The organism is Curtobacterium sp. MCLR17_058, assembly GCF_003234705.2.
GTDB lineage: Bacteria > Actinomycetota > Actinomycetes > Actinomycetales > Microbacteriaceae > Curtobacterium > Curtobacterium flaccumfaciens.
This window is the reverse complement of sequence record NZ_CP126262.1, coordinates 3,732,191-3,748,960: the sequence shown is the minus strand read 5'-3', so window position 1 is coordinate 3,748,960 and position 16,770 is coordinate 3,732,191. Positions and strand designations below refer to the sequence as shown.

Genomic DNA, 16,770 nt, shown 5'->3' with positions numbered 1-16,770 from the left:
TTGTACGCCGCGGAACAGTACGTCCTTGGCTGGTATATGTCACAACACCTGATGGGAGCGGCACTGGAGCCGATGGGCGCGCTCGACACGGCGCTGGCGAACCCGTCTTCAAGAGGCTATAAGTTCGCGTCATTTGAGCGCAGTGGTTATAGTTTTCGTCCATGTGGGATGACCTCGCTGAGGTGCTGCGTCTGATGCGCGCTGAGGCGATCCCGGTTGTGCCCCAGGATCCGATGCACTGGGATGTGCGGCGAAGGGGCGAGGGCGTGCTCTTCCGGATCCGCTTCTCGCAGCGCCCTCCATCGCCAGCGCGCGTCGACGCGGAGGTCGCTGCGCTTGCTCGCGCTCGCCCCGTTGTGTCCGTCGGCGGTGAGCTGCGCCAACCGGTGGGCGTGCTCTACGTGACCGCCCGAATCAGCAAGAGTCTTCGGGAGCGAGCCCGTTACGACTCCGCGGTGGCCGCGGTGGCCGTGGACCAGCGGGACTTGGTCGTCTTCAACAGGGACCACCAGAAAAAGCTGACTTCGCGTGGGCGGTTGCCGCGCGGCCGATGGGCGTTGCAACGGGCGCTCCTGAGAACGACGGAACCCCGCACTCCAACCACGCTCGCGAGGGAAGCTGGCGTCTCACAGCCCGCGGCCTGGCAGTACCTGGTTGAGCAGGGGCTCCCCGGCGTAGAGCGCGTTGGCCGGGGCTTCGTCGCAGGCGACCCCGAGCTTGTGTGGGCGGAATGCTTGGCTCACCACGCTGCGCTTCTGCAACATGACACGAACGGCGGGGGTGCGTACTGGCGGCCGCGTGCTGGGAGGAGCCTGGGGCTTCTGGAGCAGGCGGCGATCGCGGCCACGGAACTGAGTCGGTACCGGGCCGGTGAGACCGTCGCACTCCTCCTGCCAGAACGCTCCCCGGAACCGACACCACTCTCGCCCGCTTTGGTGTTGCTGGCCGCGGTGAACGCTCCACCCGGAAACAGTCAATTCGAACCCAGCGACGCCGCCGACGCCTCGCTGGAGATTCGAGTCGTCCAGGATCCGACGCTCGCGGCCACGGCGCGCTCATGGCGCCCCTCCGGAGCTGCTGGTCCCTTGACTGTCGACCCGATCGTCTCGGCCTGCGAACTGCAGGGGCGAGGAGAGTTCGCTCACGTGGCCACTTTGCGTCACGCGGCGATGTCGGCGTTCGGGGCTGGGTGAAGCGACGAAGCAGCGCTACCCTGATCGAGCCAGAACAGCACGCCAGAACGCGCGACGAGGCTTCCCGTCAGGTGAGTCGCCGCGACCGGCGAGCACGTCAACGAAGTCGTGCGTTGCTAGTGAACCGAGCACGTCGGCGGCGCACCGAGAAGACCTAGCCCGTCTTCCCTTTGTCACTGATATTTCGGAGCGGATGGGGATCCTTGCTGGTTATTTTGTCATGACGTCCGAGGCCATGACAACCAGCTGGACGAGGAGCATCCGCTGTGAACTCGAACGAAGAACGCCTCCTGCGGCAGGTCGCGGCGACGTCGCGACACGTCGACGACGCGCACCGGGAGATTTTGGAACTGGAGGGCGCGCGAGCGCGCGAAGCCCTGTACGCGCACGAGACCGGGGTACCCGTGCCATTGCTCGCCGAAGCGGTGGGCCAGTCGGCGGACGCGGTCGAGCGGTGGCTCGAAGCCGCCCGAGTGTCCCGAGACGCTGAGCGTTCACCGAGAAACCACCTCCGCGGTTAACCCCACCGGATCCGCAGTCGTCTGTCACGGTTCGATAGGGCGGCGTCCCGTGAACGCATGCCATAGGTTGAGCGATTCGACAGCAGGGGCCCATAGCGGTACCCCATACCGGTATATGTGGACGTGCCGGTGGGGGACGTCCAGCGGTCGTTGCGACGCCGCGCGCCGTGCGACTCTGAGGCCGTTCACGACCGAGGAGGCCCCTGATGATCGCTGCGCGCTGGGATGAGCCCGTATTCCGTGAGTGGAATCCGTCAAGCTCACGGCTCGCCGAGCCTCAACCGCGGATGTTGTCGGACCTCTGGGACGCGCTCGAGGACCTGCGGGCGTCATCCCGGCTGCGACCGGGGCAGCGCGCACGCCTGTCCCGTCCCGTGAGAGGGCCGCGGCGGATTGTGTTCCCGGAGCGACGTGAGGGAGACCGCGGAGCACGCTTCCTCCTCACCGCTAATGGCCGCTCCGGCTACGAGCGCACCCTTTCGTCGCTCACGCTGCGGGATCTTGTGCTCTGCCACCCCACCCGGGACTACTCCCGTCGCCCACGGCAGCTGAACAAGCCGATCGCGTTTTACAGCCGGACCGTCCGAGATCTGGTGATGTGTGAGTCGCAACTTGAGTCGAAGCTCGTGCTCATCGCGGACTGGCACCCAGGCGTTGTCCACGTCGCCGCGCAGCCCTTCACGCTTGAATTCCCGGCAGACTCGGCGGTTCGACTGCACACGCCGGACTTCGCTCTCATCGGAGCCGACGGGTCTGTTCTGGTCGTCGACGTGAAACGCCCTGACGACGCGGAGCGCCCCGAGACGATCGAGCGGCACGCGGCGGTGTCCCGGTTGTTGGCTCAGGCAGGAGTCCGCCACGTCGTCTGGACGGGCTCGGACCCCACGGCGTTGGAGAACCTCGCGAACTTTGCCGGCGCGTTCGTCCCCGACTCGCTGTTCACGCACACCGCCCCAACGTTGCTGGCCGCTCACCGTGATGGCATGAGTGTCCGACAGCTCGCGAACGCGGCCGCCGAACAAGCGGTGCCAGCGAACGTCGCGATTGTCGCCGTCCGGCGGCTCCTGTGGGAACGTCGACTCGCGGTCGATATGACCGTGCCGTTCTCAACGCGGTCCATCGTCCACCGCACATAGGTCGAGCCCCGTTGGCTAAGTCGACGCATACGCTGAGGGTCGGAGCGAAACTGCGGTGGGACGGCGAGGATGTCGTCATCGCCCGGCTCGGAGCGACGGTGCTGCTCAAGACGCCGTTGGGTGAGCGACTCGGCGAAGTCCCGTTCGGAGAGGTCTCCGCCGCGGCACGAGGCGGCAGATCCTCCCCAGACGCTCCGAAACTCCACGACGTCGAAGCGAGGCTCTCCAAGAGCGCACTCGACCGATTACATCGAGACCAGGACCTGCTGCGGGTGCTGAACACCGGATTGCACGCGGACGCGCCACCGCATGCGGTACCTCCGCCGTACCTTGATCCGGAACAGCGTCCCGTCGGACGGCGAGCGACGGCCGTCGCGGCAGAGATCGCCGCTCAGACGCAGACTGCCGGGCTAAGGAACGGCGGCCGGATCAAACACAAGAGCGCGATGCGGCGGCTCCAGCGGCTCCGGGAACGCTACGGGGACGGCAACGGCAGCGGACTCATCGACAAGCGGCTGCTGCGCCCGTCTACTCACAGGACGCCGGAACCGGTGATCACTGAACTGTGCGCGTACATCGACAAGCACAATCTGAAGTCGTCAGTGAGCAACGCCGCCGTCGTGCGGGGCTTCCTCGCGTTCTGCTTGCTCGAAAAGCTCGTCCTGCCGATGCCGCACTCGTCCACCCTCCGCAAGCGGGTCGCGGAGCTCCGGGCGGCGTTCCCCGACCTCGGCGCCAATGCGAAGAACCGGGTGTCAGCGTCGAACGTCCCCGAGATCTCCGATGTGCAACGTCTGGCTACGCGCGTCGGCGAGCTGGTGCTCTTCGACACCACGAAATCCAATGTCTGGGTCACGGATCCGCGCACAAAACGGAAGGCTCGGCTCGACATCACGCTCGCCCTCGACCTCGCGACCCGCGCGATCGTCGGACTGGCGGTCACGGCCGACACTCCACAGTTCGCCATCGGCCTCTGCGTCGCTGACGTCCTCCGACCCAAGACCGCTGAACTCGCGGAGACGTGGACGTCGCCTGGTGACTTCTCGCTCCAGCAGATCAGCGTTGGAAGCCCCCACGAGATCAGCCCGTTCTACTCGCAAGCCTTCAACCCTGAGGGAGCCGTCGCGGACAATGGACGGCCCTACGTCTCGATGTACACCACAGGCATCATGGCCGAGGCGGGCATCCATTACGAACCGCAACGTTCGTACACACCGACCGACAAGGCGCAGATCGAAAGGGTGTTCCGCACCATCAAGGACATGTTCGAGGCGCTTATGCCCGGCTTCACGGGAGGTTCGGTCTACGAGCAAGGGGAGGACCCTGCCGCGGACGCGCGGATGACGCCGCTGGAGTATGAGCGCCGACTCCGACAATGCATCGACATTTACAACCACCGCACCCACACCGGTCTGGTCGTCCCAGGCGACCCCTTCGAACGCCTCAGCCCTTTCATGATGTGGGGGTTGCTGCTGTCGGAGCAGGGGTGGGTGCCGGATGTGTCGTGGGAGCACGAGTGGATCAAGTTGCTACCCTCCGAGGCTCGCACCATCCGCACCGGCAACCGGATCCGCGCCGCGCGACTTGACTACAAGAGCCGCGACCTCAAGGCCCTGCGGGGAGACCCCGATGTCATGCGGACCGGAAAGCTGCGCGTCCACTACGACCCGTACGACCTCCGACGGGCCTACTGCTTCGACTCGGCTGGCACGCTTCACATCCTTCACTGGCAGTACCTCACCCGACACACCGAACAATTCGGCATCATGCACACGAATTGGGTGGTCGAGCAGTACGCCGACAAGCGGCTCAGCAACAACGACATCGACCGTTTAATCGCCGAGGTCGTGGCCGGCGCCCACGATGAACCCGGCCGACTGGAGCGGATGCGCCACGTCGACCTCATCGACGACCTCGTCGTGCTCCAGGCCGCGCGGCTCACCAGCCCGGGGGCTGGCGTTCCAGTACTCGAAGCACCAGAACGGGCCGCATCTTCCCAGCAGGCGCTGCCCGTCGCCCGGCCGTCAGAGACCATCGGCGGTTCGACGACGCGACCGTTCGCGGGTTCTGACAGCTCAGGGGGGATGAACGCCGCAGACACGCCAACCACAGGAACGAAGTCGGGGCCCGCGCGCCGTGCTCTGCGAAGTTTCACGCTCCCCGGAGGCGCAGAGTGACCGCGTTGACGCCCAGTCCCTTGATCGAGTTCGACGAAGGTGCCATGGCGTTGCTCGCACCACAGGACCGCGGGTACGTCCGCAGAATCCTCGCCCTGGACGTCCCCGACCCGCGGCGACGTTCCCGTGCGGAGATCGACGCTCTGGCTCCACGGGACCGCGTTCGCTATGACCGCGCCCGCGCCCGGTTCCTTCGCTCGATGCCCGCCTTGATCACGAGCGCTGGCGAGCGCGTCCTCAGCACGCTCCGCGTCGCCGCGAAATCGTCGGTCGATCAGGAGGACCGCAATCAGGACACCCTGGTGCTTTCGGGCGAACCCGGTGTCGGCAAGACGACCCTGGCGAAGATGTTCGTCGCCGCCGAACTCTGCCGTCTCGCGATCAACCGCTCGATCGACGTCGAGGACTGCGTCGCCAGGTCGCTCGAGCAGTTCCGGCCCGCGATCTTCATCCACCTTGAGGGCCCGATGACGGTCAACGAGCTGATCGACCTCGCCTGCACTGAGCTGGGCTGGATCGCCGACCGGAGGCCCTTGCGCGCTTTCAAGGAAGCCGCGACAAGATCGGGCCTCGAACTGATCGTCATCGACGAGATCCAGCACATCAACTTCTCTGGACGCACCGGACGGAACGTGCACAACATCATCAGATGGATGAGCAACTTCGGCATTCGTGTGGTGCTCAGCGGCAACAACATCGACTGGGTGCTGCACAACAGTGGATCGGCGGAGCTGCAAGCCGGAGCCAGGAACTCTCGCGGGAGATGGATCCCCCTTGAGATCGATCGGATGACCATCGACGACGACGCCGGGCGAGAGGAGTGGTTCGCCCTCCTCGACGGATTCGAGGCGCGGATCCGGCTCTCCGACGTCCCGACCGCGCCCGGTTGGCTCGCTGACGACCACGGTGTGTACCTGTGGGCGCGCACGAATGGATACCTCAACGCCCTCGCCAGACTCGTTATCGACGCCACTGTCTGTGCGATGGACTCCGGAGCTGAAACGCTGACGCGAGAGGTGTTCGACCTGATACCGCTGCAGGAGGAGGTGGAAGCGGGCCGGGCCGGACGGATGGCCGTGTTCGAAGCAGGGGGCTACTCTCCGGAACCGTCGAAATGAGCTACGGACTGACAGCCCCGACAAGGCTCGGACCCACCCTGCGCTTGCACCGGGGCGAATGGCTGAACACCGCGATCACCCGGTGGAGCTGGGAAACGTTCGGCGCGTCCCGGTGGGCGCTGTTCCGAGCGTTCGGCCTGGAGACCGTGCCGCCCGCACTGGTGCGGAGCCTCACAGTCGGACTGCCGGCCGCAGTGCGTGCCAACATCGCCGAAGCGACTGGCATCTCGCCGGCAGCCCTCGACGCTGCCACCATGCGCGCTCTCGACGGGCAACTCGTCAACCTAACCGGCCAAACAGCCTCCGGCACGACCAACGTCTCCTCCCGCGGTCCATGGTCCTGGCGCGCAGGAACCCGCTACTGCCCCGACTGCCTCCGCGAGCGCCCCGGCGTGTTCAACCTCGCCTGGCGCAGCCCTTGGACGTTCTTCTGCCTGATCCACAAGCGCATACTCCTCGACAACTGCCCGCACTGCACCCGACCGCTCACTGAAACACGCGACCGGACCCAACGGCTCTTCGACCCCTCGACCTGCCAAACGCCGCTTCGCGACAGAGACGGCAAACCCAGCCGAGACGTCTGCGGTGGTTGGCTCCCAGACACATGGGACCAGACCCTGCTCCCCATCACCGCATGGCCGGCGATCGCGCAAGCATCAATCATCCTCGCCACTCGCGACGGGTCGGCCTGGGATCTGATCCGGTCGCTCCAAGCAGCAGCCGTCGCCCTCCGCGCAGCCGAGCTTCCCGAACTCGTCGCCGACCTCGCCGGCGTGCCACGCGATCTCCTCAGCGGCATGCTGGATCATGAAGCACACGCCGGCGCGACACCCCCACGGAACGCCGTCGCCATGGCGGCTCTCACGGGCGCCGCGTTCCATCTGACGCAGATGCCACCTGAGGCCGCGGCCCCAATCATCCGTACGGTGACGTTCAGCCGCGCACCTTCTCACGTCCCCCGCGGCGCCGGACACGGCCCCGGAAGTGTGCGGGAGCTGCTCGCGCGCTGGCCGGGCGCGCCACCGACGCTTCGCCGTCACGTGCTCCGAGCGCTCGACCAGGACTTCAGTGTCGGCCAGCGGGTTCTCCACGACACCACCGCCCCCGCGACAAGCGTGCCAGGGCCGCACATCGCTGCACGAAGGCTCCGCGGAGTCCCGGATCTGTGCTGGCCAGAGATCGCGGAACGGCTCGACGTCGGCGGCGCGGTGACCGGGCCAGCCCTGCAACGCGGGTTGAGCGTTGCAATTCGGTTGACCGGCGCCGGGAGTGCTGCCGAAGTCGCCAACGACAGCGCCCTCAAACGAGCGTTGCGCCCGAGCATGCTCGGGACACCGCAACAGACCGACGCGCTGCTACAAGCTGTCGGCGCCGTAGCACGGCAGCTTGACGATGAAGGGTGCCCCGTCGATTACCATCGACGCGTCCAGTTGCCCTTCGATGGCCTCCTCCCGATGGACGATTGGGTAGCGATCGCGAATGCATCTGGTGTGCGGATCGGTGGAGCACGCCGCCTCCTCCACGCGCGCCGCTACGCGTTCCAGCGCCTCACCGGCACCACACTCGACAACGCGCCGCCTGCCTTAGCGAGCGCGCGGAATCGAGCCGACGGCCATGACTACGCGTCCTTCCGGCTCCGCATCACCAAAGAGCTGCAACAGCACCTGAACCTCTATCTGCGGTCCTTTCTCCTCAGCCATGGCGTGAACGAGCCCGTGGTGTGGTCGCCGACTCCGCCCCGGATGCCCAACGGACTCTTCGTCAAGCCGCCCACGGCCGCACAAATAACCGCAGCCCTCTCGTCCTCTGTGGACGGGAAAGCGGGCCTCGCGCGTCACGCCGGAGTCTCACCTCGGCAGCTCGAATGGGCCATCGAGTCGCGGCCCCCGGGAAATACCAAGCGAACGGAGAGCCACCTGCAGCCCCAGCCGGCCAACACCCCCTCGCGATGAACGGAAGATAAAGTTGCTTAGCTGCTCGCACAACGAACTCCACTCTCCCGATGGGTGACCGCGGTGCGGCCCGTCGCACAGTGAATGAGGGGAACGAGAAGACGGTCATGGGGCTCGCCGCGGGACTTCTCGTGCTGGGAGGGCAGTTCGCGACGGCCGTTCCCCTGCGAGGCGATCCAGACTCCACGGCTGCGACTAACCCGAGAATGAGGCGAACAACCAACTACATTACGCTCAAGTGAGGTCGTCATCATCGTTCGGACCCATCGATACCGGCCTCGAAGCGGAGCGTGCAGTGCCCCAGTCTCAGACACCCGACCAAGCGGTCTTGCAGAGCGCGTTCGACGCCTACCGGGCGCAAGAGATGTCGGACGAGCCGCTGGGCGACGCGTTTGAACACTTCTGCGGGCAGGAACTCACGAAGCAGTTCGGCCTGAGCGCGGGTGAGGTCAAGAAGGGCATCATCGGCGGCAGCCATGACGGCGGCATCGATGGTTTTTACGTGGTGATCAACGAGTCTGAAGTGCTCGACATCGACAGTCCCCTGGTTCTCGGCGACAAGAAGGCCCTGCAGTCGCTCGCCCAGAACGCGACCGTCGACGTCGTCGTGATCCAGTCGAAGTGGACCGGATCGTGGCAGAGCGATCCGCTGACACGGATGCGCCACACTCTGGAGAAGACGATCCCGTTCGACTCCGATGAGAAGGCGTTGGAACTGACGCTCAACAGCGCCACGATCGAGCGGACGGGGATCTTCCGGCGCCTCTACGAGAACACGCTCACGAAGTTCGCTCGGTTCCGTTTCCACATCTACTACTCCACCAATGGTCCGGACGAGAACCTCGTCGACAACCACGACGCTGAATCGAAACGCAAGTCGCTCGAGGACGCGGTGAAGAAGCTGCTGCCTGCGAACGCGACCGTCGAGGTGCGACTCCTCGGAGCGAAAGCGATGTGCGAGATCATCGCCACGACGCCGGCGACCACCTCGACGTTAAAGTTCAACGGCCCATTCATCCGCGACGACAAGTCCTTCGTCGGTCTGGTCACACTGCGCGACTACTTGACCTTCATCCGTCAAGAGGACGGGCAGGAGCTTCGGCCGAACATCTTTGAGTCAAACGTCCGCGACTACGCAGGATCCAAGGTGCAGGTCAACGCCGCGATCCGTGGAACCCTCACCACCGAGGACGGTCCCACGTTCTGGTGGCTGAACAACGGCGTTACGGTGCTTTGCGACGCAGCCCAGGACGCACCCCCTCTGTCCGTGTCGCTGACGAACCCCCTCGTCGTGAACGGGTTGCAGACCTCGAACGTGCTCCATGAGGCGGACCGTGCTGGCGATGTGTCGGACGAGCGGCTGGATCAGGGCCTGCTCGTTCGCATCATCACAAGCGCGGACGAGGCGGTCCGGGACGGGGTCATTGCGTCGACGAACCGGCAGAACAGCATCCAGCCCGCCCAACTGCACGCCACCGAGAAGCAACACCGAGACATCGAGGCGTACTTCGAGACCCAGGGCTGGTACTACGAACGCCGGAAGCACCAGTACCGCGGGACGGGGAAGCACGGCGGCCGGATCATCGCGATGACCGAACTGTCGCAGTACATGATCGCGATCGCGCTCGCGAGGCCGGATGACGCCCGCGCACGTCCGCAGAGCGTCCTCAACGACGACAAGCTCTACACGACGATCTTCGGCGACGGCGTCGACCGTGACTCCTACCTCGCTGTGGTGAAGGTGATGGCGCAGGCGGACGCGTACCTGCGGTCGGGGGACGCGACAGCGATCTTCGACGACTTCACGAACGCGCGCTTCTACGTCGCCGTCGGCTACGTGATGAAGACCTTGAAGGCGTACGCGGCGGACAAGATCCGGTGGGACAAGAACCACCGGCGGATGCCTGACGCACTCAACACAGCCCGCTTCGCGTCCGTTCTGACCTCCCTCAAGACCGTGTACGACACGTACCAGGCGGAGAACCCGGAGTCGACCAGGGACCAGGTGTTCAAGGGCAAAGCGCTGAAGACAGCGTTCTTCACGGCGCTCAGCGGGAAATGACCTCGCAAAACGCGGTCACATCCGCGCCTGCCGGTGCCGGGCTTGCTCTGCGCGCTGGCGCCGTCATCGGTGCCATGACCGCCATGATCTGCGGCGGGTTCGTCGTGGCCGCCGTGACAATAAGCTCGGATCGTGAACACCTCGGTGTCACCGTGAACGCGGTCAGCGTTGCCGCGGCGGCGGACTCGTCGTGGCTGATTCCATTGCTGTTCGGGATCGTCCTGGCCGTGCTGGCAGTGACCGCTGGACAGAGCTTCACGATCGTCGCCGCGGCTCAGGCGGACGTCAATCGCCGCCGTTTGGCCGTCATGTGTTGGGTCGTCGCGGGAATCGGGGTCGCTGACGCGGGGCTCGTGCTCAGCGGCAGCGGACGTGCTCACGCGTGGGCGGTCGTCGTCTCGGTGACGCTCCTCGTCATCGCGGCGCTTTGGGTCGGGACGGTCGTGTTCGGGACGCCGGAGCAGCAGCTCCGTGTTCTAAGCCACACCCTCGACGACCTGTACTCGTCGATGGACGCTCTGCCGATGTCGGCATTGCGTCCGCGTCCGATCCGTCTCCTGCTCCGAGCGGCATCCTTCGTGGCGCTGTTCTCGGTGGCGGTCTCGGTGGGTCTCGCCGTGTGGGCGGGTACGAGCGTGCCGTGGGTGGTGGCTTCACTCGCGTTGGCGGCGCCGTCGGCAGCCGCTGGCGGCGTGCAGGCCGTCCTGTGCGCCTACCTTCGCGACGCGCCCAAGCGTTCATGGGGAGGGATTGTGCCGGCGTGCGTCTACCTCGTGGCTGCCTCCGCTCCGACAGTGGGCCTCGCCGTGTCACGGTCACTTCCGACAGGAGCCGCTCTGGTCGTGGCCTCGGCATACATCACATCGATGCTCGTCGCGGTCGCGACTCCGCGGTCGACTCGGTGGAGCATTCGAGCGGCGGTGGATGCGATTCGCGCAGACTTCCTGATCAGGCGATCGCGCGCGGTCCGAGACGAGCAGCGGCGACTTCGAGCGCTGTTGGCGGTGGCGAGCAGCTGATGTCGGCGGTTGGCTCCGCGGCCACGACGCATCGACCTAGCCATGAAAGCGCTCGCATTGTCCCGACCGGACCGGCCGGAGAGCCTTTGGGAAATCGACGATGCCTCGATAGTGTTGCGCGATGGGGATGATGCTTCTCGGTCTAGCGACGGTGATGACGAAGCTGATCCTTCGTGCGTTCGACTTGTCGACCGGGGCCACGATTGCCGGCGATGTGTCCGACGCCGCTCGGTTGTCCGTCGGGCTGTGGAACTCACGCTCCAGCAAGCGCGCGCTTCGCCGCGAGATTCACAACGTACTTCGCGAGGAATTCGCCAACCGGCGTCCCGATCCCCTGCGATGGTCGGAGATGCGCGCCGTGAGTACGGACGTCGCGACCATGCTGAAAGCCGAGTTGAAGTCCGATGACGCCCTGCTCGCCGTCGTGAAGGACCCCGACCCGCGGATCCTGTCCCAAGGAGCGGCCGCCGCGAAACTCCGGCGCAATGCCGAGGCGTCCTTTGAACCGTTCCTAGACCGCCTGATTGATGCCGCAGCTGTCACGTTCGTCCGCGTCGCGAAGAACGCACCAGGGCTGCAGGACGCGGTCACGGCCTACACCGTCCGGAGTTTTGACACTCTGCTGACGCAGTCCGGCGACGTACTCGCGGGCATCAACAGGTCCCTCGATGGCGTTTCGGGTCGGGCACCGGCCGAGCTTCGCTCCTCCGCGCGACGAGCGACGAACGAGGGGCGAACTGGTCTGCGACCGAGGACCCTCAGGGAGCAGAACCGGCTACCCATGCTCGGCACGCTGTTCGCCGAATCGTCCGATGTCCGCGTGCTCCTCGGCGAGGGCGGAATGGGGAAGAGCGTCCTTGCCGGCGAAGTGGTCGCCGCGGAGAGCGGGGATCGTGTCGTGATCCTCGTTAGGTGTGACCAGGTCCCGACTTCTGGAGGAAACGCGGAGAATCTTGACCGCGACTTCGGTGCGGTAATCGGTAGCGACGGATCGCTGTCGTCCAGCGTGCGCGCAATCGCGGGGAACGAGCCTGTCCGACCGCTGGTGGTGCTGGACACCCTCGACATCGTCACGCGCGACGACACGGCGGCACAGATCGACCGGATTCTGCAGGCAGTCGCTGACCATGCGGACCTGTTCGTGACCTGTCGTGAGACTGAGTGGACGGAGTTGCTCGCCGCTGGCTCATTCTGCAAGTCCGTCAAGCCCCGTTCGATCTATCCCCTCTCGGCGGAGGAAGCGCGCTCGTGGGCAGAGGACTACGTCCGAGACCACCTTGGGGACGATCTGACCGAGGAACTGGGAGCGAGCTTTCTCGCGAGCCTCGATTCGACGTTGCGAAGCCACGGCGGAGTCGAGGTGCTCGGAGTGCCGCTTCGCCTCGGCATGGCTTGCTCGCTGTACGCGACGGAAGGGGCCCTGCCCGCCGACCTCACCGCGTCCCGGCTGTATGAGCAGTACTGGTTGGACCGGATTCACACCGACCGGCGCGGGCGGATCACCCAGCTGTCGCAGGACGTCGAGATCGGAGCGTCTCGGATCGCTGAGCGCATGTGGGTGCGAAGCGTGTCGCGATTCGTTGACCAGGTCCCCGTCCCAGAGATGACGAACGACGCTCGCCGCCATCTCGAGAGCGACGGCATCGCCGAGTTCAGCGCGCGCACGGTCGCGTTCTTCCACCAGACGTTCGCGGAGTTCGCGGTCGCCCGTCACCTCGCCACGGAAGACGCCGAGGATGATTGGCGTCGCCTCGGGGAAGGGATGGCTATCAGACGCTCCGGCTACTGGGCGATCGCAGGACACCTCATGCGCAGAGCCGACCTGACGCCGGCGCAATTCGACAGAGCCGCCTCCGCTGTTCCCGAGGAAGCTCGTGGCGGTGTCTACACGATCCTCACCGGGATCCTCCAGCGGCCCCTCGATGAGATGTCCTTGAAGTGGTGGGGCACCCTCCTGCGGGAACGACGTGACGGGTTGATCGAGAGCGTCGATCTTCTGCTCGGCGCCCCCGAAGACCACGCGCCATCGGTACTCGACGCGGCGCGAGAGCTACTGCCGTCGGCGCACGGTCATCTAACGACCATCGTCCGGATTTTTGGCGACCACGTTGGCGATGGTGACGCCGATCACGCCGTCGCGCTTCTGAATGAAGGTCTCGACGCGCTCAACACCAGACGCGGAAGAGGCGATCGGCTGGCCGAATCCGAGATCCGTCGCCTCATCGAGAATGTCCTCGCATCGGGACGTCCGCACCGTCGGTGTCTCCTTCGGGATCTCCAGAGGCGTTACCAATATCTGCCGGAGGCGGGGCGTGCGGGGATCCTCGCGACGCTCGCTCGTGGCGAACTCGGAGACGCGACTGAGCTGCTTCAGGTGGCAGTCCACTTCGCGGTGCCGATGGCGGTCTTCGATGACGTCGTGGACCTTGTAAGCGCGAACCGAGACGCCGGAAACTGGGACGACTGGAGCGCGATCGTGAGGGCTGACCATCCCTCGAACTGGATGACCGTGTTCGCACGTGCCATCTCGAACTCCAGCCCGAACGCGGACGACCTCGCTTCGATCACGGAAGAGGTCTTCGACGAAGCCGTCACCGGCAACCATCGCCGGAACCTGACCGGCTTGCTCCGCCAGCTCGCGGGCGATCATCCCACGGAAGTAGCGGCCGCGATCCTGGCCAATGCGGCACCAACGTCCCCGGGGCTTTGGACTGAGTTCTGCCACTTGCTGTCCCGGGCAGCCCAATCCGCCGACCCGGGCACCACGCGGCAAATCGCCACGGCACTCGTCCCCGCGACCGACGTGGTGCCCGCGACGGCCTGGCCGGCGATGGTCCGAGTCGCGAGCGCCGATGAAATTGCGGTCGCCCAAACGATCACGCTCTTCGCCGAACGAGGGCGAGAGAGTCAGCAGTACGAGACGATCGCACACAAGGTACTTGACGCGCTCGCCACCTTCGTGCCCGCCACCACACTCGCACGCGAACGCCCAGCGATCGAGGCGCTGCTCGCGAGTTGCTCGCCCGTCCCGACCAGGACGCGCATTCGTCTGGCGGCCGCGGAGGCGTCCGCTTCGGCCGACGGCGGCGCAGCCCTCGACGGGCTCCTGAAGCACAGCCACAACAAGGATCAAGAGGACGCTGTCAAGGTCTTGCTGAAGCATCGACGCGACTGGGAGCCGGACGAGTGGAGCACGCGCGGCCTAGGCTGGACGACCACGCTGCTCAAACTTCGGGCACCCGGCGCCGTGATCAGTCTCACTGAGCAGCTGCGTCAGGAGATCCTCGACCCGGGGTGGACGCCGGAAGTGACCTCGGCGGTTCTAGCACGAGCTATCGGCGCCATACGCGCCCAGCACGAACCCCAGATCACGAACACTTTGCTGTCCCTACTAGCCGATCTGTCCCACCGCTCCGCGGACGACACAGCACGCCCAACCCCGCCCCAGTGCATCTCGGTTCTCGCCGCGTTCCGCCACGCGCTCAAGGTCACCGGGAAGCTCGCCGACACCCAACGACCAGCCGTCTTCGGCCAGAACCTCACTTTCATGACGGAAGTCTGCAAGCGCATCCTTCCGCCTTCGCCGCTGCTTGAAGAGTTCGAGCGCGTCATCGGGGAGACCGACACGGACCTCATCGGAAACAGGGCCTCTCGAGTCCTGACCCTCGCTGTCGGAAGTGTCGCGCGGGCGTTCCCCGAGTGGTGGGACAGCCTGGACGAAACTTGCCGACGGGCACCCGTGTCGACCAGTCTCGCGGTCGCCGAAGCCGCCCGGTGGGTCAACGATGGAGCAGCAACCAATTTCCTTCGACGCCTTGCCAGCGACACGACCACCCCGCCCGAAGTGCTCTCACTCGTACAGCAGCACTTCCAGAGTCGCCTATAGCGAAGGGCTTGGATGAACCGACTGGCTTCGTCCAAAGAGCGGTTTCGCGAAGCCAGCGCCCTTTCGTCCTCCCCTGAGACGCCGTTGGCCCCCCGTGACGGTGCGGTTCGTGGCGGAGCGACACTTTACGCACGCAAGTGCGGCGACAGATTAGATGCGCAGCCACCTACCCGAGCCGCTCTACGGCGACACTTTGCGACTGCGTGCACAGCATCGACTAGCGGGCGATCGTGAGTGCCCCGTTGTCCTCGCGGATGCGGCCGTCCTTCGGGACCCACACGCGCAGGCCGTCGAGTCTGCCCGTGGTGAAGGACGAGGCGTCATCCTGCAGCAGCGTGGTCACGGCCTCCGGTGCAGGGAGCCGCTGGTCGCGTCCGACGACGATGGCGACGTAGGGGCCGCGGTCGAGTCGGTTGGTGCCGTGGTCGCCGACGTACGGCTGGAAGAGCGTGGGAGTCGCCGACACGAACAGGATCCGACCGTCGGGCACATCGTGTTCCTCGAGGTACCCGGGCAACAGCGCGATCCCGGTCGGGTGCGCCCGCGCGACGGCCTGGCTCACCCGGAACGAGGGGACGACGAGCGTCGCGACGAGGACCAGCACGACCGGGACGGTCAGGGCCCTCGGGGGGACGGTGGCGAGTCGCGCGAAGCCGATGGCGGCGAGGACCAGCAGGAACGGCATCCACGCGGTGTAGTAGGTCGGCAGCGCGATCTTGGCCACGACGACGTAGAACCCGACGAGCAGCACCAGGGATGCGCCGACGTACGCGACCAGGCGGTCCGCCCGTACCACCAGGGCAGCGAGCACACCGATCGCGAGGACGACGAGCATCCCCTTGCCGGTGCCGTCGAGCAAGAACCGGAAGCTCGCCCACCACGGTGCGAACGTGTAGATCTGCCCGTCGATCGTGATCGGGTGCCCGTTGGTGTTCTGCCCCTCCTGGAACGCGACCATGTACTGGATCGCCGAACGGATGCCCATCGGGACGTACAGGGCGACGAACGTGACCGTGAAGGCGGCGACCCACAGCACGCCGCCGACGAGGCCCTTCCGCCAGGCCTTGAACAGGACCGGGAGCAGCAGGAACGCCGGGAGCAGCACGATGGTCGACAGCTTGGACGTGACCGAGGCAGCCATGAGCACGCCGGACACGGGAGCGAGCCACCAAGCCCGCTCGCTGCGGATCCACCACCACGCGGCGACGATCGCGAACACGGCGAAGGCCGTCATCACCGGGTCGAGCAGGGCGAGCCGGTCGACGCGGGCACCCGCACCACCACGCGGAGTCAGCCACCACAGCGACGCCGCCAGCAGGGCACCCCAGTACCCGATCTCGCGACGCAGCCACAGGTACAGGACCACGCCGACCGCGAAGGTGAGCACGCCGACGAGGACCCGCGGGCCGATCGGACCCTGCCCGGTGAGGAGCTGCACGAGCCCGAACAGGTACTTGGCCGTCGGCGGGTGTTCGCGGTTCGCGGTGAAGTCGCCGTTGACGTACTGCCACCCGCTCTGCAGGTAGATGTTCTCGTCGCCGGTGATGTTCGAGCCGGCCAGGTTCCAGAAGTACTGGTAGAGCGCGGCGATCACGACGAGGGAGGCGATCGTCAGGCGGAGGCGGAGGTCGCCGGCGAACCCGGACACTCGTGATGGCACCAGACGAACCTACTGGCCCTCCGACCGTCTTCGCTTGTCCTCGTCC

The 16,770-nt window shown here is 66.0% G+C and carries 10 protein-coding genes; 9 read left to right on the top strand and 1 reads right to left on the bottom strand.

The window, feature by feature from the left end; genetic code table 11:
- The first annotated feature begins 161 nt into the window (after window positions 1-161).
- From DEJ11_RS17815 to DEJ11_RS17775, 9 genes are all read left to right on the top strand, one after another.
- Entirely contained in the window at window positions 162-1,193 is a 1,032-nt protein-coding gene (locus tag DEJ11_RS17815; protein ID WP_111102731.1) for a hypothetical protein, read from the top strand.
- A 266-nt stretch (window positions 1,194-1,459) separates the two neighbouring features.
- Window positions 1,460-1,714, top strand: coding sequence for a hypothetical protein (locus DEJ11_RS17810; protein ID WP_111102730.1), 255 nt, complete (start codon window positions 1,460-1,462; stop codon window positions 1,712-1,714).
- Window positions 1,715-1,920: 206 nt separating this feature from the next.
- On the top strand, window positions 1,921-2,850 hold the full coding sequence (locus DEJ11_RS17805; protein ID WP_111102728.1) for a TnsA-like heteromeric transposase endonuclease subunit: 930 nt from the start codon (window positions 1,921-1,923) through the stop codon (window positions 2,848-2,850).
- 11 nt (window positions 2,851-2,861) lie between these two features.
- On the top strand, window positions 2,862-5,027 hold the full coding sequence (locus DEJ11_RS17800; RefSeq protein WP_146250007.1) for a Mu transposase C-terminal domain-containing protein: 2,166 nt from the start codon (window positions 2,862-2,864) through the stop codon (window positions 5,025-5,027).
- A 20-nt stretch (window positions 5,028-5,047) separates the two neighbouring features.
- The gene (locus DEJ11_RS17795) at window positions 5,048-6,145 is read left to right on the top strand and encodes an ATP-binding protein (protein ID WP_146250006.1); all 1,098 of its coding nucleotides are present in this window, start codon (window positions 5,048-5,050) and stop codon (window positions 6,143-6,145) included.
- Window positions 6,142-8,097: a TniQ family protein gene (locus tag DEJ11_RS17790; RefSeq protein ID WP_111102725.1), complete on the top strand. Its 1,956-nt coding sequence runs from the start codon at window positions 6,142-6,144 to the stop codon at window positions 8,095-8,097. Before DEJ11_RS17795 ends, DEJ11_RS17790 begins: the two co-directional genes overlap by 4 nt.
- Window positions 8,098-8,425: 328 nt before the next feature.
- Window positions 8,426-10,159 (top strand): AIPR family protein, encoded by a 1,734-nt coding sequence (locus tag DEJ11_RS17785; RefSeq protein WP_111102723.1) that lies wholly within the window; start codon window positions 8,426-8,428, stop codon window positions 10,157-10,159.
- Between the two features lie 74 nt (window positions 10,160-10,233).
- The gene (locus DEJ11_RS17780; protein ID WP_111102722.1) at window positions 10,234-11,178 is read left to right on the top strand and encodes a hypothetical protein; all 945 of its coding nucleotides are present in this window, start codon (window positions 10,234-10,236) and stop codon (window positions 11,176-11,178) included.
- Window positions 11,179-11,332: 154 nt separating this feature from the next.
- Window positions 11,333-15,064: an NACHT domain-containing protein gene (locus DEJ11_RS17775; RefSeq protein WP_146250005.1), complete on the top strand. Its 3,732-nt coding sequence runs from the start codon at window positions 11,333-11,335 to the stop codon at window positions 15,062-15,064.
- Between the two features lie 217 nt (window positions 15,065-15,281).
- Here the strand turns inward: DEJ11_RS17775 and DEJ11_RS17770 are convergent, their stop codons facing one another.
- The gene (locus DEJ11_RS17770; protein ID WP_181440768.1) at window positions 15,282-16,724 is read right to left on the bottom strand and encodes an ArnT family glycosyltransferase; all 1,443 of its coding nucleotides are present in this window, start codon (window positions 16,722-16,724) and stop codon (window positions 15,282-15,284) included.
- Window positions 16,725-16,770 lie beyond the last annotated feature (46 nt).

What these genes read in the sequence shown, in the direction of transcription:
- DEJ11_RS17780 (WP_111102722.1), top strand. Translation starts at nt 10,234, where the DNA reads ATGACCGCCATGATCTGCGGCGGGTTCGTCGTGGCCGCCGTGACAATA.
- DEJ11_RS17790 (WP_111102725.1), top strand. Translation starts at nt 6,142, where the DNA reads ATGAGCTACGGACTGACAGCCCCGACAAGGCTCGGACCCACCCTGCGC.
- DEJ11_RS17775 (WP_146250005.1), top strand. Translation starts at nt 11,333, where the DNA reads ATGACGAAGCTGATCCTTCGTGCGTTCGACTTGTCGACCGGGGCCACG.
- DEJ11_RS17805 (WP_111102728.1), top strand. Translation starts at nt 1,921, where the DNA reads ATGATCGCTGCGCGCTGGGATGAGCCCGTATTCCGTGAGTGGAATCCG.
- DEJ11_RS17815 (WP_111102731.1), top strand. Translation starts at nt 162, where the DNA reads ATGTGGGATGACCTCGCTGAGGTGCTGCGTCTGATGCGCGCTGAGGCG.